The 26,724-nt window shown below is 51.5% G+C and carries 24 protein-coding genes and 1 pseudogene; 15 read left to right on the top strand and 10 right to left on the bottom strand.

The annotated features are described in order from the left end of the window. Positions 1-10 precede the first annotated feature (10 nt). The 6 genes from ACMYSK_RS14225 (at position 11) to ACMYSK_RS14200 (ending at position 5,843) form a co-directional block, all read left to right on the top strand. Complete coding sequence (locus tag ACMYSK_RS14225) at positions 11-1,462, top strand: heavy metal sensor histidine kinase (protein WP_434636212.1); 1,452 nt, start codon at positions 11-13, stop codon at positions 1,460-1,462. Positions 1,463-1,530: 68 nt separating this feature from the next. Beyond that, a complete protein-coding gene (locus ACMYSK_RS14220) occupies positions 1,531-2,001 on the top strand; it encodes a (R)-mandelonitrile lyase (RefSeq protein WP_434636209.1) in 471 nt (156 codons plus the stop codon). Further along, entirely contained in the window at positions 1,979-2,740 is a 762-nt protein-coding gene (locus ACMYSK_RS14215; protein WP_434636206.1) for a carboxymuconolactone decarboxylase family protein, read from the top strand. Before ACMYSK_RS14220 ends, ACMYSK_RS14215 begins: the two co-directional genes overlap by 23 nt. 15 nt (positions 2,741-2,755) lie before the next feature. Then, a complete protein-coding gene (locus ACMYSK_RS14210) occupies positions 2,756-3,844 on the top strand; it encodes an alpha/beta hydrolase (RefSeq protein ID WP_434636204.1) in 1,089 nt (362 codons plus the stop codon). 131 nt (positions 3,845-3,975) lie between these two features. Continuing rightward, positions 3,976-4,827 carry an aldo/keto reductase gene (locus ACMYSK_RS14205; RefSeq protein WP_434636201.1) on the top strand — a complete coding sequence of 284 codons (852 nt, stop codon included), beginning with the start codon at positions 3,976-3,978 and terminating at the stop codon, positions 4,825-4,827. Between the two features lie 26 nt (positions 4,828-4,853). Beyond that, positions 4,854-5,843, top strand: a complete 990-nt coding sequence (locus ACMYSK_RS14200; protein WP_434636199.1) for an aldo/keto reductase — start codon at positions 4,854-4,856, stop codon at positions 5,841-5,843. 33 nt (positions 5,844-5,876) lie between these two features. On the opposite strand, the gene ACMYSK_RS14195 is transcribed toward ACMYSK_RS14200, so the two are convergent. Further along, positions 5,877-6,770 (bottom strand): LysR family transcriptional regulator, encoded by an 894-nt coding sequence (locus tag ACMYSK_RS14195; protein WP_434636196.1) that lies wholly within the window; start codon positions 6,768-6,770, stop codon positions 5,877-5,879. 150 nt (positions 6,771-6,920) lie between these two features. Between ACMYSK_RS14195 and ACMYSK_RS14190 the strand changes: the two genes are divergently transcribed. Continuing rightward, positions 6,921-7,718: an SDR family oxidoreductase gene (locus ACMYSK_RS14190; RefSeq protein ID WP_434636193.1), complete on the top strand. Its 798-nt coding sequence runs from the start codon at positions 6,921-6,923 to the stop codon at positions 7,716-7,718. A 142-nt stretch (positions 7,719-7,860) separates the two neighbouring features. Beyond that, positions 7,861-8,112 (top strand): DUF1471 domain-containing protein, encoded by a 252-nt coding sequence (locus ACMYSK_RS14185; protein WP_434636191.1) that lies wholly within the window; start codon positions 7,861-7,863, stop codon positions 8,110-8,112. 158 nt (positions 8,113-8,270) lie between these two features. On the opposite strand, the gene ACMYSK_RS14180 is transcribed toward ACMYSK_RS14185, so the two are convergent. The 3 genes from ACMYSK_RS14180 to ACMYSK_RS14170 form a co-directional block, all read right to left on the bottom strand. After that, a complete protein-coding gene (locus ACMYSK_RS14180; RefSeq protein WP_434636189.1) occupies positions 8,271-9,863 on the bottom strand; it encodes a TULIP family P47-like protein in 1,593 nt (530 codons plus the stop codon). 39 nt (positions 9,864-9,902) lie between these two features. Next, positions 9,903-11,471 carry a TULIP family P47-like protein gene (locus ACMYSK_RS14175; RefSeq protein ID WP_434636186.1) on the bottom strand — a complete coding sequence of 523 codons (1,569 nt, stop codon included), beginning with the start codon at positions 11,469-11,471 and terminating at the stop codon, positions 9,903-9,905. A 165-nt stretch (positions 11,472-11,636) separates the two neighbouring features. Continuing rightward, positions 11,637-12,920 (bottom strand): TULIP family P47-like protein, encoded by a 1,284-nt coding sequence (locus ACMYSK_RS14170; protein ID WP_434636183.1) that lies wholly within the window; start codon positions 12,918-12,920, stop codon positions 11,637-11,639. A 1,850-nt stretch (positions 12,921-14,770) separates the two neighbouring features. Here ACMYSK_RS14170 and ACMYSK_RS14165 point away from each other — a divergent pair. From ACMYSK_RS14165 to ACMYSK_RS14135, 7 genes are all read left to right on the top strand, one after another. Beyond that, positions 14,771-15,403, top strand: coding sequence for a winged helix-turn-helix domain-containing protein (locus tag ACMYSK_RS14165; protein WP_434636181.1), 633 nt, complete (start codon positions 14,771-14,773; stop codon positions 15,401-15,403). 394 nt (positions 15,404-15,797) lie between these two features. Beyond that, positions 15,798-16,082 carry a hypothetical protein gene (locus ACMYSK_RS14160; protein ID WP_434636179.1) on the top strand — a complete coding sequence of 95 codons (285 nt, stop codon included), beginning with the start codon at positions 15,798-15,800 and terminating at the stop codon, positions 16,080-16,082. Positions 16,083-16,383: 301 nt separating this feature from the next. Next, entirely contained in the window at positions 16,384-16,959 is a 576-nt protein-coding gene (locus ACMYSK_RS14155) for a LuxR C-terminal-related transcriptional regulator (RefSeq protein ID WP_434636177.1), read from the top strand. Between the two features lie 175 nt (positions 16,960-17,134). Beyond that, positions 17,135-17,689 carry a fimbrial protein gene (locus tag ACMYSK_RS14150; protein WP_434636174.1) on the top strand — a complete coding sequence of 185 codons (555 nt, stop codon included), beginning with the start codon at positions 17,135-17,137 and terminating at the stop codon, positions 17,687-17,689. 61 nt (positions 17,690-17,750) lie between these two features. Further along, positions 17,751-18,455 carry a fimbrial biogenesis chaperone gene (locus ACMYSK_RS14145; protein WP_434636171.1) on the top strand — a complete coding sequence of 235 codons (705 nt, stop codon included), beginning with the start codon at positions 17,751-17,753 and terminating at the stop codon, positions 18,453-18,455. 60 nt (positions 18,456-18,515) lie between these two features. Then, entirely contained in the window at positions 18,516-21,017 is a 2,502-nt protein-coding gene (locus ACMYSK_RS14140; protein ID WP_434636169.1) for a fimbria/pilus outer membrane usher protein, read from the top strand. Between the two features lie 9 nt (positions 21,018-21,026). Next, entirely contained in the window at positions 21,027-22,088 is a 1,062-nt protein-coding gene (locus ACMYSK_RS14135; protein WP_434636166.1) for a fimbrial protein, read from the top strand. A 600-nt stretch (positions 22,089-22,688) separates the two neighbouring features. On the opposite strand, the gene ACMYSK_RS14130 is transcribed toward ACMYSK_RS14135, so the two are convergent. The 6 genes and pseudogenes from ACMYSK_RS14130 to ACMYSK_RS14105 form a co-directional block, all read right to left on the bottom strand. Then, on the bottom strand, positions 22,689-25,022 hold the full coding sequence (locus ACMYSK_RS14130) for a primase-helicase zinc-binding domain-containing protein (RefSeq protein WP_434636163.1): 2,334 nt from the start codon (positions 25,020-25,022) through the stop codon (positions 22,689-22,691). 14 nt (positions 25,023-25,036) lie between these two features. Continuing rightward, positions 25,037-25,357 (bottom strand): DUF5375 domain-containing protein, encoded by a 321-nt coding sequence (locus ACMYSK_RS14125; protein ID WP_004185276.1) that lies wholly within the window; start codon positions 25,355-25,357, stop codon positions 25,037-25,039. After that, positions 25,354-25,581, bottom strand: a complete 228-nt coding sequence (locus tag ACMYSK_RS14120) for a hypothetical protein (RefSeq protein ID WP_004098168.1) — start codon at positions 25,579-25,581, stop codon at positions 25,354-25,356. The genes ACMYSK_RS14125 and ACMYSK_RS14120 overlap by 4 nt, the downstream gene beginning before the upstream one ends. After that, positions 25,578-25,772 (bottom strand): host cell division inhibitor Icd-like protein, encoded by a 195-nt coding sequence (locus ACMYSK_RS14115; protein ID WP_434644115.1) that lies wholly within the window; start codon positions 25,770-25,772, stop codon positions 25,578-25,580. The genes ACMYSK_RS14120 and ACMYSK_RS14115 overlap by 4 nt, the downstream gene beginning before the upstream one ends. Before the next feature lie 24 nt (positions 25,773-25,796). Next, positions 25,797-26,015 (bottom strand): annotated as a pseudogene (locus tag ACMYSK_RS14110) (ash family protein); the annotation flags it as partial. Between the two features lie 116 nt (positions 26,016-26,131). Further along, positions 26,132-26,398, bottom strand: a complete 267-nt coding sequence (locus tag ACMYSK_RS14105; protein WP_434636159.1) for a helix-turn-helix transcriptional regulator — start codon at positions 26,396-26,398, stop codon at positions 26,132-26,134. Positions 26,399-26,724 lie beyond the last annotated feature (326 nt).

The raw sequence follows: 26,724 nt of genomic DNA, 5'->3' as shown, positions 1-26,724 counted from the left end.
GGAGTCAAGTATGTTCAGGCGCTCAATCTCGGTCCATATGGCGTTGATGTTCGCGCTCTCTGCCTTATTGATTGTTTCGACGATTGGCATTCTGCTGAGAAGTTCGCTGCACGACTCGCTGCAAAAGCAGATGCATAACGAGCTGCACTTTCGCGAATCCTTGATGAGCCCCTGGATAACGGCGCGCACCTCGGCCGACGGCTGGTCAACGCTGGCCAACAAATTCACCGTGCTGGCGAGCTCAGAAGGGGAGCGGGTGCGCTACTGGATAGTCAGCGACGATCCCCGCTTTAGCGTGGGCGGTACGCCGCCGGTTGGCGTGCAGTGGGAGGCCTTGCGGGAAGGTTTCAACCAGGTCCCCGGCGCGTCGGATCATGCCTGCTCGCTGTTCCTGCTGGTAAAAACCATTCCGGCCAATGGCGAAAGGCCGGCACTGCGCTATGTGGTGGCCATTGATTCAACGCCTTACATGGGGACGCTGGATGCGTTCACCCACACGCTGCTGATTATCACCGCGTTGGGGGTACTGATTGTCGCGGTGCTGGGGTATGCGGTGTCAAGAATCGGCCTGCGCCCGGTCGGGGCGTTAAGCTACCAGGCACGGCATCTGGAGCCCGGCGATCACGGTCAGCGCCTGGATACCGGCGCATTGCCCGAAGAGCTCCAGCCGCTGGCATCATCATTTAACGGCGTACTTGAGCGTCAGGAAATCGCGTGGCGGCAGCTTGAAAGCTTTAACGCCGATGTGGCGCATGAACTGCGTACGCCGCTGACCAACCTCATTGGCCAGACGCAGCTAGGGCTGGCACGCCGCCGCTCACCTGAAGAGCTGGAGGAGCTGCTGGGTTCAAACCTGGAAGAACTCGAACGGATGGCGTCGATCGTTAACGATATGCTGTTCCTGTCGCACGCTCACGCGGGGGATCATGCCTCCCAGCTGACGCGCGTCTCCCTGCGTGAGGAAACGCTGAAAACAGCCGAGTATGTCGAACCCTCATTCGCCGAAAAACAGCTCTCCCTGGAAGTTGACGGTGAGGCGACAGCCCATATAGACCGGCGTCTGTTTCATCGCTCGCTGGCCAATCTGCTGGAAAACAGCGCCCGGCATTCACCGCCCCGCAGTACGATTACCGTCACCTTAAGCGAACGGGATAATCAGGCCTGCGTTGCGGTTTCTAATCCCGGTGAGCCGATTGCGCCGGGGCATTTGCATCGCCTGTTTGAACGTTTTTATCGGGTTGACTCTTCGCGCGCGAAAAGCGATACCCACCACGGCCTGGGCCTGTCTATCGTGCGCGCCGTGGCGATTATGCACCGGGGAGACGTCTTTGCCCGAAGCGAGGGGGGAATCAATACGTTTGGCATCACCTTCGCCCTGTCGCCGCATTATGACGCTGCGCGAAGCAAAGCGGCCCATCCGGGCGATCCCGCTGACAGAATTGTCAGGCGCTCGTCAGCCTGACGACATCTCGTCCTCGCTAGAATCATGGCAACGCAGACCTGATTTCTTCGATAAAAAGGACGCCTTGCATGACTGGAAAAAAACGTTACCTCGGACTGTTACTTCCTCTTCTTACCTTTTGTTCTTTCGCTCAGCAGCCTGTGCAGATCGCGCCTGCCGGGAGCCAGAGTGCGGTGTACGGCGCGGCGGAATATTTTACCGGGCGGGTCCGGGTCGATCCGCTCTTCCAGCCGGATAAAGACATCCCTGTTTCCGGCGCCTACGTCACCTTTGAGCCGGGTGCACGTTCAGCCTGGCATACGCATCCCGCAGGTCAACGGCTGATTGTGACGTCCGGCATCGGTCTGACTCAACAGGAGGGCCAGCCGGTACAGGTTATTCGCACCGGCGATGTGGTGTCATGCCCTCCCGGAGTGAAGCACTGGCATGGTGCCGCCCCCGGCAGCGCCATGACGCATCTGGCGTTGACCGGTATCGTTGATGGCAAAAGCGTTAACTGGATGGAGAAGGTGAGCGATGACCAATACCACGCGCATTAAGACACTGACGGCGGTGCTGATGCTGCTGGGTGGGCATCTCACCGCTCATGCTGCGCCAGCCAACAAAGGAGCCGCAGAAATGAGCCAGGAACAAAGCGTTTCAGATACGCTGTCAGCTCGCCAGCAGTCCATACCACTTATTGCCGCGTATATGGCCAGCAGCCAGATGGCAAAGCTTAACGCGGCGCTGAATCAGGGGCTGGATGCGGGACTGACGATCAATGAAAGCAAAGAAATTCTCGTGCAGCTGTACGCCTATACGGGCTTCCCTCGTAGCCTGAATGCGCTTAATGAACTGATGAAGGTCGTCGAAGCACGTCAACAACGTGGCATCCAGGATGTGGAGGGGAAAGAACCGGTCGCGTCTATCCCTGTCGGGGATGAGCTGCGTCGCGTCGGTACCGCAAACCAGACCAAAATCTCAGGCGCCCCTGTCCAGGGCCCTCTGTTTGAATTTGCCCCGGTGATTAATCAGTTCCTGCAAACCCACCTGTTTGGCGACATTTTTGCCCGCGATAACCTCGACTGGCAGAGCCGTGAGCTGGCGACGGTCGGCGCGTTAGCGGCGACGCCTGGCGTGGAAGCGCAGCTGCTGTCGCATACCCGGGCCAGCCTGCGGGTTGGGTTGACTGCCGGGCAACTACGACAGCTGTCACAGGGGCTGCGTGAGAGGGGAGAAGACGATGCCGCTGCACGCGCGGAACAGGCATTGCGGCAGGCGCTTGCTGATGTCCAATAACCCAAGGAGGGCAGTATGTCAGATAAACACAACTTCACCCGTAGTGTGCTGATAAGCACGCTGGCGCTGTGTTCGATGGCCAGCGGCCCGGCAATAAACGCCGCGTATGGCGAGCCGCTGGTGATTCAGGCGCAAGGCAGTTTTTCCGCCGGTGGAACGATGAACCGCACGCCCGGAACCTTTGACGCGAAAAAACCGCTGGATGCCGCTGGCCAGACCTGGCACGGCGACCACGCCTCGGTGTTTTACCAAATCCCGGAACATCCACATCGCTACGCGATTGTGATGCTGCATGGTGCCGGGCAGTCTTCGCGTACCTGGCAAAGTACGCCGGACGGTCGCGAAGGCTTTCAGAATATTTTCCTGCGTCGTGGGTTCTCGACTTACCTTGTCGACCAGCCTCGTCGGGGCGCTGCCGGGCGCAGCATGGTGGAAGGCACGGTGGTACCAAAAGCGGATGAACAGCTGTGGTTTAATCAGTTCCGCGTGGGCATCTGGCCGGACTATTTTAAAGGCGTGCAGTTCTCTCACGACAAAGAAGCGCTAAATCAGTATTTTCGCCAGATGACCCCCAATACCGGTCCGTTCGATATCAACGTCATTTCCGATGCAATGTCGGCTGTGGTGGATAAATCCGGTCCGGCCATCCTCTTCACCCATTCGCAAGGCGGTGGACCGGGTTGGTATACGGCGATGAAAAATGACAAGGTCAAAGCCATTGTGGCTTTTGAACCGGGCAGCAGCTTTGTCTTCCCGGACAACGAATTACCCGCCCCGATGCCGAGCGCGTTCGATACCCTGAAAGGGGAGCCGGTGCCTGTAAAGCAGTTTATGGCGCTGACGAAAATCCCGGTTCTGATCATTTACGGCGACAACATCCCGGATAAACCGGTGGCGATGCCCGCGCAGGATAGCTGGCGGGTGCGCCTGGCCATGGCCCGGGAATGGCGCGACGTGGTGAATAAGCATGGCGGGGATGTCACGGTCATCCATTTACCGGCAATCGGTATCACAGGCAATACTCATTTCCCCTTCTCCGATCGCAACAACGTGCAGATTGCCGACCTGGTCAGCCGGTTCCTGCAAGAAAAGCATCTACAATAACGCGGTGATACGGCAGGGTTCGATGGTCTGATTAATGAGCCCTGCTAATTAACCCTAGTAAATTAGGCCCTCTAATCAAATAAATCCCCCTGAGTTATGCTTTTCCCACACAACAGCTGAAGGAAAACGTCATGCAAACGGTAAAACTGAATAACGGGATTGAGATGCCCCTGCTGGGTTTTGGTGTCTTCCAGATGACGGATGCCGCGGAGTGCGAGCGCGCCGTACTGGACGCCCTCGACGTCGGTTACCGACTGATTGATACCGCCGCTTCCTACCAGAATGAAACCCAGGTGGGTAACGCGCTGAAGCAGAGCGGTATTGCGCGTAGCGATCTTTTCGTCACCACAAAACTGTGGCTGCAGGGCACCAGCTATGAAGGGGCGAAAGCGCAGTTTGAACGCTCGCTGAATCGCCTGCAGCTGGATTATGTCGATCTCTACCTGATTCATCAGCCTTACGGGGATGTGCACGGCGCGTGGCGCGCCATGGAAGAGCTGCAGCAGGCAGGGAAAATCCGCGCCATAGGCGTGAGCAACTTCCATCCGGACCGACTCGCTGACCTGATGGCATTTAACCAGGTCGTGCCGGCGGTCAACCAAATCGAAGTGAACCCGTTCAATCAGCAGCTACATGCGGCGCCGTGGATGCAGAGTCGCGGTATTCAGCCTGAAGCATGGGCGCCTTTCGCCGAAGGGAAAAACGGCCTGTTCCAGCATCCGGTACTGGCCGCGATGGGTGAGAAGTATGGCAAAAGCGTCGGCCAGGTGGTTTTACGCTGGTTGTTCCAGCGGGGAATTGTCTCGCTGGCGAAATCGGTACGCAGGGCGCGAATGGAGGAGAACATCAATATCCTCGACTTTGAGCTCAGCGCGCAAGACATGCTGCAAATCACCGCACTCGACACCGCGACCAGCGCCTTCTTCTCCCATCGCGATCCGGCCATGGTGGAATGGCTGGCCGGTCGTAAGCTCGATGTATAACGCCATAACAAACGAGGAAGTTGTTAATGCAAAAACGTTATCTCGGTAAGTCGGGCCTTGAAGTGTCGGCCCTTGGACTGGGCTGTATGGGGCTCAGCTATGGTTACGGTCCGGCTACGGATACCCGACAGGCCGTTGAACTGATTCGTGCTGCCGTGGAACGCGGAGTGACCTTTTTCGATACCGCAGAGGTCTATGGCCCGTATCTCAATGAAGAGGTGGTCGGCGAGGCGTTAAAACCGTTTCGTGACCGGGTGGTGATCGCCACCAAATTTGGTTTTACCTTCGGGGATGACAACAAGCAGCAGATCTTAAACAGCCGCCCGGAGCATATCCGTGAAGCGGTTGAAGGTTCGCTGCGGCGCCTCAAAACGGATGTCATCGATCTGCTTTACCAGCACCGCGTCGACCCGGATGTCCCCATCGAGGATGTGGCCGGTACCGTCAACGATCTGATTGCGGAAGGTAAGGTGAAACACTTTGGTCTTTCGGAGGCCGGCGTTGAGACGATTCGTCGTGCACATGCCGTACAGCCGGTTACCGCGTTGCAGAGCGAATACTCAATGTGGTGGCGCGATCCTGAGCACGCGATATTACCGCTGCTGGAGGAACTCGGGATCGGGTTTGTGCCCTTCAGCCCGCTAGGAAAAGGTTTTTTAACCGGCGCGATTAAGCCCGGTGCGACCTTTGGTGCGGATGATTTTCGTAGCAAAGTACCGCGTTTTGCCACCGAGGCGATCGCGGCGAACGAACGGCTGATTGCGCTGCTGGGTGAACTTGCCGCAGATAAAGGCGTCACGTCGGCGCAAATCGCACTGGCATGGCTGCTGGCGCAAAAATCTTGGATTGTGCCTATCCCGGGGACCACCAAACTGCACCGGCTGGAGGAGAATTTGGGTGCCGCTGAGGTTGTCCTTTCGCCGAGTGATTTGCAGCAGATTACCCAGGCGCTCGATACGGTGAAAATCGTCGGTGAGCGCTACCCTGCTGCGCTTCAGGCACGAGTAGGGCGGTAACAGATCACGGGCTGGCGGGAAACCGCCGGCCTGTTATTCCGTATAGCGCAGCGCATCAATCATCAATGCAAACGCGGGTGGGTGCTGCTTCCTGCTGGGATAGTAGAGGTAATAGCCGGGAAACGAGGGGCACCACGCGTCGAGGACCTGAATGAGCGCACCGGACTTCACGTGTTCCACTATGACATCTTCCGGGACACAGGCGATGCCAAATCCGGACAGCACTGCATCCAGCCGTTCTGACAGCAGGTTAAACGTCAACTGCCCTTCAACCCGTACGCGAAGCGGTTTGCCATCGCGCTCGAACTCCCAGTGATACAGGCCGCCGGCGGTTGGCAAACGCATGTTAATGCAGCGATGGTGCTGCAATTCATGAGGCGTTTCAGGTGCGCCGTTGGCGGAAAAATAGTCCGGTGAGGCCACGACCGCCATGCGCATATCCGGCCCGATTCTGACCGCCACCATGTCTTTATCGACGCTTTCGCCGAGCCGGACGCCGGCATCGAAACGGCCATCCACAATATTCACAAAACCGTTATCCACCACCAGCTCGACATTAATTTCCGGATATTCTCGCAGAAACGGTTTGAGTTTGGGCCATACGAGGTTTCGTGCGGCGTGCTCTCCCGCCGACAGACGAATATTGCCTGATGCCGTTCCGTTCATCTGAATCAACGTTTCCAGCTCTTGCTCAAGATCCGCGAGACGGGGCTCAAGACAGGCAATGATACGCTCTCCGGCCTCCGTGGGGGCAACGCTGCGGGTGGTTCGCGTCAGAAGTCGCATATTTAAACGCTCTTCCAGCGCCTTCATGGCGTGACTGAGTGCCGATTGCGACACGCCAAGCTTACCGGCTGCCCGGGTAAAACTTCTTTCTCTGGCCACCACCAGGAAGATCTGCAGTTCATTGAAGTTTTCTTTAAGCATTGGCGATTTCCTTATTTAGCACGGCCAGCCGTGGGCAAAACTTATGAGAGAGGCTCATAGACGCAATCATTTTAGCCCCGTTACTGAGAACAATGGCAATTGATATCCTGTTTTCAGTGCTGGTTCTTTGAATATTACAGAAGGTTTCCTATGAAAATATTGATTGCCGGCGCGACCGGCAGCGTGGGTCGTCATGTCGTCGACCGCGTGATTAAGATGGGGCATCAACCCCGGGCATTAGTCCGAAATCGTCAGAAAGTGAAGCAGCTACCGAAGACGGTAGAGATCTGCTACGGCGATGTGGCACTGCCTGAGACATTAACGGATGCCGTGAAAGGAATTGATGCGGTGATTTTTACGCTCGGTTCCGATGGCCAGGGGCGTATCGGCGCGCGGGCTATTGATTATGGCGGCGTGCGCAATATTCTGCGGCTGCTCAACCATTCCCGGGTACGCATTGCGCTGATGTCGACAATTGGGGTGACAGAGCGGCTCAGTAGCTGGAACCAACGTACCGAGGTACATGACTGGAAAAGGCGCGCTGAGCGACTGGTTCGCGCCAGCGGCCATCCTTATACCATCGTCAGGCCCGGCTGGTTTGATTATAACGCTGAGGATCAACACCGGCTCATTCTGCTACAGGGCGATCGGCGCCACGCCGGTAACCCGGATGATGGCGTGATTGCGCGTGCGCAAATTGCCAATGTGTTGGTTTCTTCACTCACGAGTGATGCGGCGAAAAATAAAACCTTTGAGCTGGTGGCGGAAAAGGGAGTGGAGCAGACGGACCTCACCCCGTTATTTGCGGCCCTGCAGGCGGACGCGCCCGGGCACATCGATGGCATTTTGGATAGCGATAATATGCCGCTGTCCGAGGAGCCCGCCGGCCTTGTTACGGAGTTAAATCTGTTTTTAAATCAACGAGCTGGGGTAAACATTATTTCCTGACAAAGATGTCAGGCTGCCGTCAGGTCTCCGTCAGGCGGGATCCGTATACTCTCTTCAAGGATATCCAGCAACGCGCCAGAGAAAGTGCTGGCGCGGTGAAATCTGTCACGTTTCTGAGCGTTAATTTGACGAGGTATAAAATATGAAAGCGATCTTAATTTCTGCACTGCTTATCGGTACCGGTATGGTTAATGCTGCATCGGCGGCTCAGCAAGTCAATGATGCCGCCGGCAAAGAGAAAATCGGCGTGGTTTCAGCCAGCAATGCGATGACCCTTGATGAGTTATCCGATGCGCTATCGCGCAAAGCGGATGAACAAGGGGCGTCCTCTTATAAGATCCTCTCGGCCACCGGTAATAACCGCCTGCATGGCGTTGCCGCAATCTATAAATAAGCGATGCGGGCTATTTTCGGGCGATACCGCGGACATGTTATTTTTTAACCGTCAGGTCGCTGCTAATTCTGTAGGCTTCTTGCTAAGAATAGCCTTGGGCCCTCCGGCATAGATTAAATCTGGCCGGAGGACCTGCTACTTAAAATACAGGGACGGCATTATGCAAAAGCATCACCGCCAAGCTGCAATGTTCCATTGAGGGATGAGGTTTTTATCACGAAATTCTGCCCGCCGGGCCAGACGACGGCGTTAGTGGCGTCCGTTACCATGCCAGAAATAGACGGGAGTTTATCCGTGGTACCGCTGCCTGCAATTCTCGCAATTAATTCGGGTATCGCGGCAGCGACTCCCAGAACCAAAGCAACAATGATCGCAACAACAATGCGCACTGCACCCTCCAGCATTTTAGCTACGCCAAACGTAATACACGCAGCAATAATTCCGGCGATGACTTCGGTGATAATGACCCATGTCGCTTTTTCAACCCAGCTATTTTTATCAGCTGGCCGCAGATCATAATATGAGAGCGTTTGTTCACCTTGATCATTGTTGCCTAGCTTAACGCCCAGATAGCTGGTGGACTCTGCATAGGCATCAATACCTGGCAATATAGGAATATGCACTTTCATATACACCACCAACGTATCACCCTGCACCATCATCCAGAATTGTTGGCAAACGGGATAATAATCGCTCAGGGCATAGGTGATTTTCTTCATCGGGACATCTTTGGTATTGACGATCTTGGTATTATTCCCCGTAAGCTGAAAGTAGCTGTCGTCAACATTGTTATCCCACGCATTTGCCAGGGTCGGCAAGGCCATCTGTTGTAAAAACATGGATTGTGAGATCGAAAAACCTGACTGCTGCCCGTCGGGGACTGCCGCTGGGGCAATCTGGTTAGCCAGTCCATCAACGCTGTGACCAAGTACCATGCATAGCACGCCAAATAGCTTATTGTTGCCTGCGGTATCCTGGTAATAAGCATAATCAGTTGTCGTGGGTTTAAGCCAGGCAAAAGCACCGCTGGATGCTTTCATATTTAAATTAACCGTATTAAAAACATAGGTTATTTGCTCAAGATGGGCATTGAGATAACCTTGAATGGCCGCTTTTAACAATGCATTAAGCGTTTCATCGCCAGAGTTGGGATTATCTATTTTCAGCACCACGACTGGCTCGACGCCAGAACCTGGACTGCTCTGGTTGAGTTTTAAATTATAAGGAATACCATTTTCTTCCTGTGCATTTTGCTGCTCAAGGTATTTCAAGGTGACCTGGACTGTGGCGATCGCTCCGTTAATACTGAGAGGATTGCCCCCTAGTGGCGTCAACGTTCCATTGGCGACCGGTATTTTCATATTCATCAAACCACCCGTACCGCCGGCAGTAATTAACCATGGGCCAAAGTTGCCATTAATAGTTAATGTGACTAACGACCCCACAAGGGTGTAATCAAAATTTGTTGGGTACTCGCCAGAGGCGGAGAAAACCTCATTGACTTTATCAACCGGAACAGCAAAAACAGTGTCCCAGCCCAGGGTAGTAAACGTCATCGGATCATATAACGATTCACCTTGTAAAGTTGTCGCCAGACGATGGCGCCGGGTCAACAATTGTTTGTTGGTATGTTCGGAACGATTGATTAACTGGCCGCTGAGCAGCGAGGGGGTATTCTCATGGTCAGGAAATTGGAACCGTAATGCACCACGATACAGAGCATCTGCGGGTAATACCGTTTCAGTAGACATGATGAACTCCTAACATTGGGTAGCTATTTCAGCGGTGACCTATGCGGTGATAAATGCATTCCCACCAAACTGGAATGTTCCATTCAGTTGGGCGAGCGTAGGGGTAAATGTTGTACCGTCAGGCCAACTGACTGGATTGGTCATATCAATCACCAGACCCTCAACCGAAGGCAGATGATCTGCGACACCGCCACCAACGATAGTTGCGACCAGGCTGGCCGTAATAGCAGCAGCCCCCATCACAACCGCAATGACGCAGGCCGCCACAATACGTGCGGTGGTTGTCGCCAAAACGCCCACAATGGTGCTGATCACAGCGCCCAACAATGCAATCAGTACTTGAGTAATCACAATCCAGTTTGCGATATCTACCCAGTGATTTTGATTAGGGGGAGCGGCTTCGACATAGCCCAGTGTGCTGGTACCATCTTCTTTCGTTACCAGCTGAAGCGAGAGATAACAGGTTTCTTCATAATAAGCGTCTATGCCAGCTGAAATATGACAGTGCACCTTCGAGTAAATGCAAACCATATCGGCATCAATCCAAAGTCGAAATTGCTCAATTTTAGGGTAGTAGTTAATTGCTCCATATTTGACGGGGGCCGTGGGAAGCTGCTTATTCGCAATAATGGTGGTGTCGATTGCTAATAACTTAAAGTCATCTGCTGTGGTATTTTGACCAAATGCTACAGGTAAACCGGGCAAAACCATTTGTTTCATAAATAATGGCTGGGAAACTGAAAACCCGGATTGTGATTCTGGAGGAATAGCCATTGGACCGAGTTGGTTAGCCGCAGTCCCCGGTTCATTGTCTTGTACCATACAAAGAACACCAAATACGGCGTTATCAATACTGGCAGCATCATAATAGGCGTAGCTACTGTAAGTCGGTTTAAGCCATTGGAAACTTTCTTTATCGGCCACCATATTGAGGTTGATAGTATTAAAAACGTAGGTAAAAGCGGACAGGTTTTGATTCAAATAGGCCTCAAAAGCCGCAGAGGCCGTTGCCAGTACCGCTGGGTCGCTGGAAGCAGGCAATTCAACTTGCAGGACTGTTACTGGATAAAGGCCGCTTTGTGACTGCGTATTGAACCGTAGGGCATTCAGTGTGCCATTCTCAGGTATCTGCGGTTGCGGAACATAAACCAAATTTACTGAAATGGTGACTTTTCCCCCCGCCATATCAATTGGCTGCCCACCAACGGGGGTGAAAGTACCGCTACTAACTGGAAGCGCCATGCGTACAATTCCGCCACTTCCCCCGGTCGTGAGTGCCCAGGCACCGAATTTACCTTTAATATTGACGTTAATAATCGGACTATTGAGCGTGTAATCAAATGATTCAGGGTATGCCCTGGAAGCAGCAAAGGCCGTATTCACATTTTTTACCGGTACCGCAAATACAGTATCCCATCCCAGGGTATCGTTTTGCTGCACGGTCCTCAACGCCGTATGGCCAGCGATGCCGGGCGATTGTGGGCCAACCGCGCCGAGCGATGCGGCGCCGACATGCGGGGCGCCAAAAATGCCTGGAATTTGAATTCTGACCGAACGCTTAGTGGGGGCAGTGTCATCTTGAGAAACAGGATCTTTAATTTCACTCATGCTATAACTCTCCGATGATGTTGTATAAATACATGACTGTTTTAATCCCCAAATACTGGTGACGGTATTAAACTACGAGTGAAAGTATTTCACTGAACTTACGTAGCTAAACTATCTGGAACGATAAATGTCTCCAGTTAACCATTTACTGAGGAGTACCACAGATTATTTACTGGTCATCACAATTGCATCTTCCATTGTAACGGAATCAGCAACAAAACTACTTGCTCCAATAAAATGAACGGATGAAGGAGGAACGGCAGGGAAAAAATTCCCGGAGATCTTATCTGATAAATCTTTGACCAGACCACGGGCAATGAGACTGACTACTGCGGCACAGATACCATAAATAACTGGCCCGAGTGGTATCCAGTACCAAGGAATATCGATGTCATAGCCTGAGTTTGGATTCGGATCTGATAAGAAACTGATGGTTTTATTATCGCTATTAAAATAGAACGCATTATTGGCAGTAACATTCCAGCTACCGCTCAAACCAGCATAAAAATCACAATCTCCACTGGCCTGAACGTTGAGTGAATTATTGTGTGCGGTAGCGACCATACGTGACATTCTGGGGTAATAGGTAATTGCTGCCTCTTTCATTCCCCCAAGAGATATTGATGTACCAGGCCTGAGAGAAAGCGAAGTCACTGCCCCGGAATTAATTACGAAGGCATCCGCTGGCGTTCCAGATGGTAATGAGGCCAATAATCCGGGCAAAATAACATTTTTAAAATAAAGCTGGTTCGAAAATGCAAACCCCGAGGAGGCACTGCCTTGCTTCACCAGTGCTGGATCGCAAATAAGGGGAAGATTATCGATTGGCTGAGCGCTTGATAATAGCACCAGATAACCGCGTTTAGGGCTATTCAGTTCAAAATATGCATAGGCAACATTTTGCGGTGCCAGCCAGCTTTCCGCTCCCGGTTGGACAGGATTAATGGAGGCAAATATAAAACTGAGTTCATTGGCATGATCTACTAGCGCTTGCGCTAATGCATTAAGAATGATTGCCTGGACATCCACAGCCGGAGGTAATTTTGAAAAGCCTAACGGCAGCACCAGCCCTGGATATCCTTGTCCTCCAAGAGTTCCGGCTTTTTCGAAAGCAAACCGTAGAACCTTTACCGCCGGGTCTGTTGGTGAGGGAAGTAAAGCCAAAGATATCTGCATTAATGCTGCCGCCCCGGCCAGATCGATTGGACTGCTATTAGACGAGGTTAAAGTCCCGGTCTGGAAGTTAATTTCCAGGTTTAGTAATGCGCCATTACTACCGCCCGTGACTATTTGCCATTGGCCAAATTTCACCTCGATATTGAAATCACCTAGCTGACTATGAATCTCACTATTAAATCCGGGAATTAACGTTGATGCAGTTTGCGACAGAGCACTATTAGCTTCACGGATATCTACCGCATAAGCGGTATCCCAACCAAATAAATTCATTTTGGCAGCCCTCGATAGAAAGTACAGGTATTTAATGGCGGTCATTCCTACTGGATTAGTGATAGTTCAGCGTTGTGCGAGTGTCAATAAGTTGTAATGTAACCAATGCGCATCTTTTTTAATGCCTGTACCGCCTTGCAAATAATTACTTGTTGAAATTCAAGTCTAAATAATAAAATGCAAATTATATATATGTTTAAATGTCAGATAAGTTCGCATGAAAAAATAAAATAAATATTTTCAATGACTTAGGCTTCGTAAGGAAGCCAGTTAACAATCATTATCTATTGAAAATTCAGCGAGCTAATGAGACTGAAAAAAAACTATAAAAAAAGACGCTCCTTGCTAATGACTGTATTGTATCTACAATTGAAGATTCTTCACCCTATATCACGTGCTTTCAAATCCGCCCGAGCGATGGCCGTTTTTTGTTGATATCTAATACTGCTCGTTTTTTTAAGGAGTTAAGTAAATTAAACAGTCATCCTGAATCCTGGAGTAAGAAAAAGAGTTAATCTTGTTAAAAACGTATACGAATAATCTTGCATTTAAATATACAGAAACGCTCATCTCCCTCTGTTGCGGTGGTAAAAAATACCGATGTGAAAGTAAAATTGTGAGTATTTGATTGTATTAAATATATTCCAGATAACATGGCCGGTGATACATTAACTGGCGGAGGGGGTATAAGGCTAAGCGAAAAGACGTCTGGAATATTCCCTCATTCATACGTGGATTTGGAGGAGAGCCGTAGGCTTTAAACGCGATGCCGGGCAAAAGCCGTTGTGATGCCCAGGATATTGGCTGGAATGCCCGCCGGGGACTGAGCCAGGTACTCCTTTATCCTCTATAAAGGGAGAACCGGTTCGCCGGTAACCTCATTTTCATTTCAGTCAATCAGAGGCTGGGCCCTTTCGATTCCTGACCGCGAGCGTCAGTTTGGCCGAAGGGGGCTTTTTGATAGCGGAGGCCGCCGCGCATGCTCTGGTTGTGCCCGTTGCTCGATTTTCGCCATGCAGACGCTAAGCTACCGGATTCTGATGGTGAAAAATTGTTGAAGGTCTGGCCGGTTCTGGAGCAAATCCGTTAAAAGGCCCTCCAGTCGTCAGATGGTGGAATCTGAAAGACTTTTTCCAGATGGCAATACTTTCCTCATAACAGATGAATGTAAGATCTCACTTCTCCCGATGAAAGCAAACGGTCCATCGGGGCGCCGTAAGGTTTTCCTGCATCGTCTGCTTAATTATGTTTCTGCTCACAGAGCAAAAAAATGGCGGGCATATTTGAAGCAAAAATAATTAATAACAGGGGGGTATTAATATAGTCAGCTTGAGAAGCCACTCAATCTAATCTCCCTGTATGATGAATAATCCTTCAGCCGGCAGAAATTGTCTCTGAACATGCTACAGATGTTTTTCTGTTGTGATGAATTCATGATGTGAATTCGATTGTTCAGATGTTTGGCTGACAAGTGATCAAGGTGCCATATTCTCGCTCTCGGGAGTGCGTGATACATATTAAAAAATTATGTTTACCATAAAACCAAAAGCAGATAGTATGGCTATTAGATTAAATGCACATCATCTCTTGATTGTTTTTCATTCAGCGATGAGCGTGGGAGAAATTTTTGCTAATGCAATATTACGGTATGACTTTTTCATGGGTCGAAAAATTGCATTAGAGATAGCACATCACCCATTTTATGTTACGTGCCTGTATCATAAAATCTGGGAGTGATTTTTCGATATCCTCTTTATTACGCCGAGTATGGTTTAGTGAGTATGATTATGCTCCTGTCTGTCATAAGAGGATAGATCTTCCGATATTTTAAATATTAAATTGAAAATATTATGAAGTACATTATTCAACATTCAGTATACTATGACTCCCAACACGGTACTCTGCGCTCAACAAATAACGACGAAGATTTTGTCCAGCTGACCCGAACCGCCTCAAAGCTATTGCTTGTGCTGCTTGACGATAGAGACGTTATGACCCGTGATATCGTCCGGGAAAGGGTCTGGAGTCGTCAGGTGGGAGCAGGTAGTTATAATAATCTTAACCAGTATCTCAGTATTTTGCGTCGGACATTTCGTCAGTACGGCCTTGACGACTTCATCCTTTCTATACCTCGTGTTGGGATTCAACTTAATCCAGATATAAAGGTGGAACAAGTTTTTGATGAAAGCGATGACCCGGAAAATGACAGCGCTACAAAAGTTGTGGAGAGCCGTTTTTCAGAACCGCCCCCGACGTTATACCTGAGGGAAAAGCAAGCCACTCTGAATGGCTACTTTCGCATCTATTTTAAATATATTGTTCCTGGTGCTCTCTTGCTCTCATTGTCAGCATTTATGCTGATCTATGTTATCTATGAACATCAATTCTTAGCTAGCCCTTTTCTTAGCACTCTCCCGGTTACCGATTGTCGTGTTAATTCATTAGAACAAGTTAGTAAACAGGGGGGGGCCGGAAATTGTTGAGGATTTTCTTCGCGTACGGCAGGGGCTTTCATTAAGCTGTGATGCGCATCATCATTTTATGTTTTATTATGACGCCAGGATTAAAAATTCAGGTTTGGGAAAAACGCTATTGACTCAGTGTACGCCTCGTGGAAATAACCCGGACGGTTTTTGCAATAATTATTTTTTCTACAACTGGAGGTAGAATGATACGTAAAGAGATCTCATTTCTTTGGTTTTCTACGATGGTCTTTGCAATCGCTAGTGTTTTTTTGTCTGGCATTTTTTTCATCAGAAAAATGATAGTTATCACTGTTCTGGCAACTTAGAGATATTCCAGGACAATACTTCTCCGCCCATTTTGCGGGGGAAGTTTTATCTGTCTCTGGAATCCGACGGAAGAGGGCATATCCGTATGGACGGTGAGTCACAGTCAGCTGGCGGCGCTGCAACGTTGGATAGATTTATTTTCTTTAATTATCAATCTGTTCACTCCTCTGAAGGGCAAGATTTTATTCTTGATGACTACCAAATTGTTCCGGCTCCGGCTGATACCTCTGGCGACAAAGAGTTTTTGAGCCTGGTCAACATGATAAGCCATGGTTCTGAAAAACTGAGAATTCGGATACGCATGATTAACCCAAAGACCAGTCTCATCAGTTCGGTCAGCTCACCCTTCCTGGTTTGCACCTCTCAGTAAGCGCATCAAGTTTCTTTATCCACAATATTAGTCAGTGAATGTCACGGCTGATGCCGGGATTGTCGACTTCAAAATCACATCTCAGCAGGATAAAATCCTGTATAATTGCTTAATATTCATTATTTTTTATATTATTCAATAAATAATTCAATAATATAAGTTTATTATTTTGATTTTGTATTTAGTGAAACATAATTCACAACATGGATTTGGGAAAAATCCTAAGCAGGGTTGAAGAGTGTGTGGCGGGGGTTATCACGTTCCGAAAGCTTATAGTCAGGACCAGACAGGGAGGCAGTGAATGATTTATATCATGTCAGATGAGGATTATTTCTCGTTAGGTGTGAAGTCAGTTTTTAACAACGCTGGTGAGGAGGTCGTTGTCTTACCTTTTGCTTCGGAGGCTTGGCAACAGCAGTTCGATGTTCTTGAACGTGGTGACATACTTTTGTTGGCCGTCGACTTTATGGGGCTGGCCCGGCGTATATTTCAAAGCCTGGCCGGTAGAGAGATTAAAATTTGTCTGTTTATTAATAACGCTTGCGGATATGAATATTTAACCGGACACCATGGGATTGTTTCACGACGTATTCCCATCTCAATGATGATTGCTGCAGTTCATCGGGCGGTGAAAAATAATTCACTTCTCAGTATCACCGAGAAGCTGACACCGTCAGAACGCCTGGTTATGGATAATCTGGCGAATGGCGTCAGCGTTTCACAAATTGCGCACAATTTGCAGGTGACAGAGAAGAAAGTATACAGCCACAAAACTAAAGCAATACATAGAATGGGTATTTATAAACTTAAAAATAAAGCGGTCCTGATTTATGGTTGCATCAGTTTGAATGGCTTTGAAATAATGTTAAGTGCATAGTAATTTACTGCCCGGATAACATATTTGAACTTTTATTAACCTACAAAAAATTAAAGCTATTGATGAGTCGTTCTAAATCTATCTACTGCTAAATGATGTCATGTTGATAAGTGGTAGTCGTTCGCCTGCGAAAGTATCTCAGGTAAATATTATCAATAAAATGGAGTATTATTGTATGAAACTGAAACTTGCTATAATTTCTGCTGCGGTCACCACTACCTTAATGGCTTCATCAGCTCTGGCTGCTGATGGTACTATTAATTTCGAGGGCGCATTAACAGCGAACACTTGCGATATTACCGTTGACGGTAAACCTTCCCCGGCAACCGTTACTCTGCCGACGGTTACTGCTTCTGCACTTCTTGGCGAAGGCGCCACTGCAGGTGATACTCTGTTTAAAATCGTTTTGACAAATTGTGAGGGAGTAAGTGGATCCTCTACGGCGGCTGCATTTTTTGAAGCTGGCTCCACTGTCGATAATAAGACCTTTAATCTTATTAATACCGACCTCAGTGATGATGGTGCTAAAAATGTCCAGCTTCAGTTGCTGGATGCTGAAAATCAGTCGCCAATTAACGTAGGGTTCAGCAACCAGAAAGGGAAGTCCACTCGTCACAGTATTGCGTCTGAACAAGCGGAGATGCCGTATACCGTTCGGTATTACTCTTTAGGGTCAGCATCAGCAGGGCTTGTTCAAAGCCAGGTTAACTTCAGTATTGATTACGAGTAATTATCTGACCCGGTGACGTGAAATACGGCAGCATTGATGCTGCCGTTCAGGATGGTAACTTATGATGAAAAGGAATTTACTCCCGGGGCTGGCAATCATATTGATGGCCAGCATCTCTTTACCGGCAAATAGTACCGTGGTTATTACCGGCACTCGCGTTATTTACCCGGCGACGGATAAGGAAGTTACGGTAAAAATGAATAATAACGGCACTTCGCCGGTATTAGTTCAGTCGTGGATTGACAGCGGGGATCGTAATTCTACCCCTGAGAATGCAAAAGCCCCGTTTTTTATTACCCCGCCTGTGAACCGGGTCAATGCCGGGCGTGGCCAGGTACTACGTATTCGCTACACCGGTGAGAAATTACCACAGGATAAAGAATCACTCTTTTTTCTGAATGTGCTTGAAGTCCCGCCGAAGGTCAAAAATGCAGAGGGCCAGAATATGTTGCATATGGCATTCCGTTCGCGTCTGAAGCTTTTTTTCCGGCCAGCGGGTCTTGCAGGTAAGCCGACAGATGCGCCAGGCAAAGTTGTCTGGACCCGTTCAGGAAACAACATATCGGCCACAAATCCGACACCTTTTCATATAAACGTGGCGTTATTTACTGAAGATGAAAAGGGTGAAATCCCGATAGGTGAGGGCGGAATAGTCAAGCCTGGGGACGTCCGTACTTTCACGCTCAGCAAATCCGCCAGACAGTTCTATCCGGTCATCATCAATGACTATGGCGCGATGAAGGTTATCAAGCCTACTGAGAAGTAAAAGACGGAAGTCGTCTGGTCTCTGCCGGGCGGGATATGACTGAAGAAAGGGAGCATTTTCATGTCGGACAGGCTGGCACTGAGACCCATTGCTGCGGCAATTGCCCTGCTTACAGGCCCGCTTTGCGCAGAAGAGGTGGAGTTTAATAGCGCTTTTATGAGTCCAGGAAGTCAGAAGAAAATTGATATTACGCGCTATGAGCGCGGGCTGGCGGCTCCAGGCGTTTACCGGGTCAACGTTCTGGTCAATGGCGAGTCTCAGGGAGTCCATGATGTCACGGTAGTAAACAGCCCTGCCCCGGAGATGGATGGGCAACTCTGTTTGAGCGCACATTCCCTTAACCAGTTGGGATTCGATCTGGAAAAACAGGATCCCGCCGCCCGCGATCTTCTCCGTAACAGCCAGAGCGATGCGTGTTTACCAATCAAGCAAATAGTCCCTCAGGCTTCGCTTGCATTTGAACCTGGGGAACAGCTCGATATTGCTATTCCGGGTGTGTACCTGCAACGAAACCCTCGTGGGTATGTTAATCCTGAGCAGTGGGATCGCGGGATTACTGCCGGGTTGCTGAGCTATAACACCAATTACTATCGCTCGCAGAGCCGTGGAAAAAATATGGATAGTGCCTGGGCCGGGCTTTCCAGTGGCCTGAATCTGGCCGGATGGTTGCTTCGTCACAACGGTAGCTGGAACTGGAGTAATGATACTGGCAGTGGCTACCAGACACTTGAAACCTACGTGCAGCGTGATATCCCTGGTTTACAGGGCCGTTTAACTTTAGGGGATACCGGCACGCCCGGAGATCTGTTTGATACCCTGTCATTTCGCGGTCTACGTCTGTCTAATGAAGAACTAATGCGGCCCAGCTCACAGCGTGGCTATGCGCCGCTGATTCGCGGTAACGCGCGTACCAACGCCAGGGTGCAGGTCAAACAGCAAGATCGTTTGTTGTATGAAACGACCGTCCCACCGGGGGAGTTTGAGATTAACGATCTTTACCCCACCGGCTACGGTGGGGAGCTGGAAGTCATCGTCCTTGAAGCCGATGGCACTTCTCAGCACCAGACTATCCCATTTGCGCCAACCAGTAATCTACTCCGCCCGGGGATGAGTAACTACAGCGTGACGCTGGGGAAGCTGAGAAAGGGCTGGGTCAGTGACGAACCGGTTCTGGGCGAACTGACGTGGCAGCGGGGCATGAACAACTTTTTGACGGGCTATGTGGGCTTTCAGGGAAATGAGGATTACCAAAGTGGGCAAATTGGTACTGCTTTAGGGACGGCTATCGGTGCGTTCTCTCTGGATTTGACTCATGCCAACGCCAGGCTGGAGCAGCCGTTGGATGGCCGTAAAGTGATGAATGGGCAGAGCTATCAGCTGAAGTTTAGCCAGCATATTAAGCAAACCAATAGCCAGATAGGCCTGGCGGCATACCGTTTTTCGACTGATCGTTATATTGACTACATCACGGCCATGCAGATTCGGGAACAACAGCGCCATGGTGATGATTTTTACGCTATCCAGCGGCCGAAAAGCCGTCTTGGGATCACCGCGAATCAGAGCCTTCCTGAGGGATGGGGAAGTTTTTACCTTAATGCCTGGCAGCAAAATTACTGGAACTCGGCGCACAGCGACCGGCAGTATCAGGTTGGCTACAACAACAGTTTCGGTAAATTGAGCTATGGCATCAGTGCCAGCCGTACCCGAAATGGCAACAATGATTTTGAGAACCGCTATACGCTTAGCCTGAGTATTCCTCTGGGTAATGACGGCTTGTTCCGACAGATGTCGGTCAATCTGAACCATGAGCCGGGAGGCGTGCTACGCGAGCAGGTGAATCTGAGCGGTTCCGCGCTCGAGAATAGCTCGCTCAGCTATAACCTGTCCGGCTCTCATTCGAATAACGGTGGCACGCCTGCCGCATCAGCAAGTACTTCGCTACGTACGACGAGCACGACCCTACAGGCATCGGCAGGTACGGGTAAGCACTACCATAACTACTCGGTTGGTATGAACGGGGCCGCTATTGTTCACGGCGGGGGTATTACCCTGACGCCGTACAGTGGCGGCACCCAGGCGTTGGTGGAGGCGAAAGGGGCTGATGGTGCAGCCGTTAGCGGCTATCCGGGCGTTCGGGTAGATGGTGCAGGGTATGCCATTGTGCCTTACCTGAATGCCTACCAGATAAATGAAATCAGTATCGACCCTAAAGGATTGTCAGATGATATTGCGCTGGATGATACAAGCCAAAAGGTGGTTCCGTACAACGGTGCCGTGGTGAAACTGCGTTTCAACACAACCCAGGGGCGACCGGTAATGATGCAATTAGAAGATAATGATGACATCCCGTTTGGCGCGGATGTTCTGGATGAAGAGCAAAATATTGTGGGCGTGGTCGGGCAAGGAAAGCGAGCGTTTGTCCGGCTGGGCTCAGCGTCGGGGTCGCTTGTCGTTCGCTGGGGAGGCGAGGCGAATCAACGTTGTCATGCTGATTATCGGGTACCGGACAAGAGCCCGGATCTCACCACGTTGACGGCAATTTGCCGTCCAGGGCCAAATTAAGGATGAATTATGGCTATTTTACGCTTACTGATGGTGTTGCTACTCGGTTTCTGGTCAACAAGCGTCCTGGCAACGGGGTGTCATAGCGCCCTCGCGGAGATTGAGGAAAAAGCGGCCTCGTTGGGCAATCTCATTATTTCGGTCCCTCCGGATATGCCCGTTGGTAGCGAAATCTATCGCATCCGGGTTGCGAGCCCGGCTGATGTCGGTAATGCGGGGATTGTCTGCAGCGCGTCGGAGAACTTTTACTGGAGTTTTGCTTATGCGGATGCGTCGTATCCCGAGTCCTCCGGGGCAAGTCCTTATGGGGGGCGCATGTATGAAACCAATCTGCCGGGCGTCAGCGTAGTCTACCTGGCGAGCAAAGGATTTCCTTATCAGTACACGCCAGGGGTCTATTCAGAGATGCTCCTGAAGGATAGCCCGCTAACAATAGAGTTTGTGTTAATAAAAACGGGGGCAGTTCAGCCCGGTGCCATTCTCGGGGCTAACTTACCCGCTGCCGTGTTTTCCGGTGGCCAGAGCGGCGACATGCACGAGTTCCTCAGGTATCGGTTGAATGGGCAAATTACGGTCACCGTACCTACCTGCCAGATTCAGACACCGGACAAGGTTGTCCAGATGGGCAACCATCTCATCAGCGGGACGTTTACCCGGATTGGCGCAACGACAGCCTGGGAGGATGCAAGTATCAGGTTGATTAATTGTCCGACGTTTTACGGCAGCCGTGGCAGATCTGAAAGTCGGACTTACTATGGTATTGCACCCGTAAAAACCAATATCTGGGCTCTCTCTTTGCAACCTGTTTTTGGCACGCTTGATGATACACAGGGGATTATCAGTATCGATAGCTCAGGGACAGAAAGTGCCAGTGGGATTGGTATCCAGCTGGCGACCGCGCAGAATGAGTCGTCTTTTATTCGCCTGAGCGCCGAGCTTAGCGGAGACTTTCCGACGGACGGTATGGCTTCTATGACCATTCCGATATTTGCCCGCTATATCCAGACAGAGACCCACGTGACCCCCGGACGGGCGGATAGCAGCATTATCTATCAGCTTGAATACAGGTAAATGGCAGACGACTGAAATCCGCTTACTGACACTCGTTGCGCCAGATGAAAGCAGAAGAAAGGAAACGGGAACCCTGGAATGTCAGATGCCATACATCAGGCAGGAAAGCGGGTCTGATGGTGCGATAATAGGAATCAACAAATTAAATCAAGATGTTGATATATAAGTAAAATTTAAGTTCGATAAATAAAACTATACACATCCCTATACACATCGTCGATGGCGTTCTTTTTTTGAGCTCAATTCTCAGTAAGAAAAAGTTTTTTTGCATTTAACTGTTCACACTGTTCACCTCATTATTTTTCTTTTTAATATCATAATGATAGGTGGTTATCAGTTGGTGAAGAGTGAACAGTCAACTCTTCACCTCAGCGCGTTTTTGACCTGTTTCCGGCGATCATCATCGCAATACGATGGTGATGAGAGGGGGGGGTAAAAAGTTTTTTTGGGTTTAACTGTTCACACTGTTCACCTTTGGTTTTTTATTAATACTTTCATAGTGATACAGGGTGAATATACGGTGAAGGGTGAACAGTGGATTGTTCACCCTTGAGGGAGGGGCAGATACAAAAAGACCGGCGGTTGCCGGTCTGAGACAGGTTAAGTCGCGGTGGGTTCGTCGCACTTCGGCAGCCAGTCGCCGTAGCTTTCTTCTTTCAGCGACAGGTTGGTCTGGATCCCCTGCTTTGTGTGCCGCTTCTCATAATTCATCCCGTACTCTTTCAGCATCATGGGCAGTCCCAGCCCGAACATTTTCAGGCTGAGCACATTCCTGTACCCGTTGGCCTCCATATAGGCCAGATACGCGTGATAGAGATATTTACGGTAATTACGCGGGATGATACTGGCATTCCCCATAAACATCCCATTGGTCTGCGGCAGCGCCTCCAGATAGCCGCAAAAATCAAAGGTCGGGTCAGCGTCGCGTTTAATACTGAGCGCCTCATCGGAGTTCTGCTGCGACTGGAGCAGCGAACGGGCACTCATCGGGTCACTGAACTGCTGCATCAGCTGGCGCACGATGACGGCCAGCTCGCGGGCGATTTTATCCCTGAGCTGCGGGTCGCGCTCCTCCGGGGCTATCTGCTCCGGGAAGTGGATAATCACCCGGCGACGTGACACGCCGCCGCTGCGGTCGGTGAAGCGCATCGGGTTATTGTTCACGGCCAGAATCACCGCCGGGATATGCGTTGAGTACGGGTTCTGGTATTTCGGGTCGACCGACACCGCATCGCCGCCGGTGATGGCCTTGAGCCCCGCACCGTCACCACTCCATTTCTCCTGGTCAGGCAGACGTATCAGCGAGAAGCCAATCAGGGAGGCACGCTTACGCGGGTCTTCCAGCGTGTCGATATTCGCCGATGTGGCGTTATCCTCTCCGGCCAGCATCGTGGCGATTTCGGCCAGAATACTTTTCCCGCTGCCACCGGGGCCGGTCACTTCGAGAAAGAGCTGCCAGTCGTAGCGGTTCGCCAGCACCATAAACAGCGCGGCCAGAATCACGTCGCGTTTTGTCGGGTTGCCACTGGCCGCCCGATCGAGCCAGCGCCAGAAGTTAGGCGCATGGGTTTCCAGCGTTTCCCCTTCTACCGGCGGAGTAAAATCCACGTCGCACAGCGTGCGCAGCCAGTGCGATTTGCTGTGCGGGCTGAACAGGCCGCTCTGGGTATCGAGTACCCCGTTGCGAAAACCAATCAGACGGCGTGCCGGTGCGGCCTGCTGAGGAATAATCAGCTTCAGCGTCTCCACCACTGAGGTGATTCTCCCCGACGAGAACGGGGCGCGCAGGCGCTGGAAAAGCCCTGCTACGTCGCGTTCGAAATTGGACGGCTGAATGACTTTCCATATCCCTGCTTCATAACGGGACAGGAGCTGGCCGTTCGCATCCACCGCCAGCGCTTCGCCGTAATGCTCATGTACCCGCCAGGCCTTGTCGCTGGCGCTCATGGCGGTAAATTCCGCCTCGCTCATGGTATCAAAGGGGCTTTGTGTTGCTGGCCGGATGGCGGCACAAATGGCTTTCCGTGTGGCGTCTTCCCCCTTCAGCATCACCGCATCATTCCAGTCACCGAACACCGGCGGCAGGGCGACAACGCCCTCACAGGCCTGAGCGGCTGCGGTGGCTTTGTTCTGGCCGTCGCCGTTAAGGTCACGGTCGGCGGCGAGGATAATCTGACAGGCCGGGTGCTTGCTGCGGGCCAGGCTCGCCAGAGAAAGAAGGTTCACGGACGACAGCGCCACCATGACTGTTTCTCCGGTCAGGTGATGCACGGTAAGGGCTGTTGCATAGCCCTCCGCTATCCACAGACGTTTTCCGGCCTGTTTCTGTCCGTCGATGAGATGGCATGCGCCTTTGACCTGCCCGCCCTTCAGGGTGCGCTTGAGCCCCTCAGCATTAATAAACTGGAGGTTAACCAGCGCGCCGGACTCGTCATACAGCGGCACCACCACATCACCGTCACGGTAGGCCACGCCGCCGGTTTTGTGGGAAGCTGTCAGCGTCAGACACTCACGACCGGCAAAGCCCTTGCGGGTCAGGTAGGCGTTGCCGGTGGCCGGGCGGGTTTTCTCCAGCAGTCTGACGGCCAGCGCGGCCGCTGCTTTGCGGTCGGCCTCCGTTCCGGCGTCTGCGGCTGCTGTCGCCTCCGGGGCCACCGGTGGCAGGTTGCCGGTGACGGCGTTCACCTTCCCGGCCGCCTCGGATGCCGACACGCCGAACACCTTCTCAACCAGTTTCAGGCCGTCACCGGCGCCGCACTGGTTACAGAACCATGTGCCACGCCCCTCTTTATCGTCAAAGCGGAACCGGTCAGCGCCGCCACACACCGGGCAGGCCTGATGGCGGTTTTTTATCACTTTCATTCCCAGCGCCGGGAGAATGCGCGGCCAGTGGCCGCACGCCTGTTTTACCGTGTCCGTTACGTTCATTTTCATGGTGATTGTCTCCCTCAGTGCAGTACAGGCGATGTGATATGGCGGGCACAGAGCTCATCCATCACGGCGAGTCCGAGGAAGGACAGCGACGGGGCGGCTTTCAGCGGCCCGGCCTGCATCAAATCTTCCAGAAGCGCACAGGCAATCAGACGGCCTTTTTCCTCGCCGTGTTGGCGCAGGTAGAAGCCCTCCAGCTCGGCGGCGATGGCGCTTTCCAGCGCGTCGAGGGTGAGGTGGGGATAGCGGTGCTGACGTTCGCACAGGGTCAGCCAGGCACAGGCCACGGCGCGGCGATACAGGGCAGCGCGCAATACGGGCGGTAATGGCGTTTTCATACGTTGCCCTCCCCGGTGAACCAGCGGTGATTACAGCGTTCGACCACGCCGTCGAGCTGGGCGGTCATGAGGTAAATCACGGAGGTGAGCTGTAACTGCTGGGTCGGGTCACGACGCAGGGAAGTACAGTCCTGCACCTGCATCAGCTCGCCGACGAACTGGCCGACGTTACGCAGGTGCTCCAGGCATTCGAGGTCTTTGACGGTGATGGCGGGCTGTTTCATGCGCGCACCTCCGCTACCGGCAGACGACCGGCAAACGAGAGGATGTAATCGCGGACGAGGGAAAGACGTGCGGCGTGTTCATCCCCGGCGACGGCGCGGAGCATACAGATACGGGGCTGACGGTCGGCACGACGGACGGCGGCAAACACAAAGACAAACTGCGGGTGTGACGGGGTGAGGATAGTAGCCATGATGGCAGCCTCCATTGAGTAGCGGTTACTGCTACCACCGGAAACGCCAATTTCACTGGTGGTAGCCCGAACGGGGTTGGCGTAACCGGCCTCAATGGGTACCGGCCAGCCCGAAGGCTGCCCCGCCCGGACCACCATTATCTTGCTGGAGCTGCGGTGTGTGCGTAAACACCACAGCCCGGAAAATAGGTGTGCCTGAGCAACGACGTAAAAAAAGACGCGTGGCGCGTCTGGTGTCGCCATTGAGTATTGCGGAACGCCAATTCCGGCTGCCGATTTTGCGACAGCGGCAAAACTATACCTGGAAACGACGAAGGGAAGCAAGCCAGAAAAAGGGGCTTTTTGCGGAACGGGCATCATCATGCGTCATAGCCCCGGTTGCGTTCGGCAATGCGAGCCGCCATCCATGCGGTGATTTCCGACTGCGCCCACGCCACGTTTTTTCCGCCGAGCGAGATTTGTTTCGGGAAAGCCTCCCGGCTGATGAGGTCGTAAATCGTGGAGCGGGACAGCCCGCACAGATGCATCACTTCGGGCAGGCGGATAAAGCGCTCCGGAACGGTATCAGAGACCGGCATCAGCGGCGCGGCAGGGGCAGAAGACGGGGAAGAAAAAGCGGTGTGCATCGGGCTACCTCATAAAGTCCATACAGTGCCGGTCGTGTCCGTCCGGCCTCGGGTAGCTCTCTATTTTGTGAATATTTTCCCCGAGGGCAACAAGTCATTTTGTAGTGGCCCACCACACAGCAGGCTAATTTTTAATCAAAAAAAGGTGCTGGCCTATATTGGCCATTATTGACCGTTATTGGCCATTGTTGGCAAAGGCGTTAATTACAAATAGGAATTTTAAATTAATTTATTATTCCAAATAATTCTAAAAACTCAAAAGCAGTCAGCGGTTAATAAACAGTCAGGGTGAACAGTGGTGAACAGACGGTGAACAGTCAACCCCT

Source organism: Klebsiella sp. I138 (assembly GCF_051131765.1).
Lineage (GTDB): Bacteria > Pseudomonadota > Gammaproteobacteria > Enterobacterales > Enterobacteriaceae > Klebsiella.
Note: the sequence above shows the minus strand (reverse complement) of the source record. Positions and strands in the feature narration are given on the sequence as shown.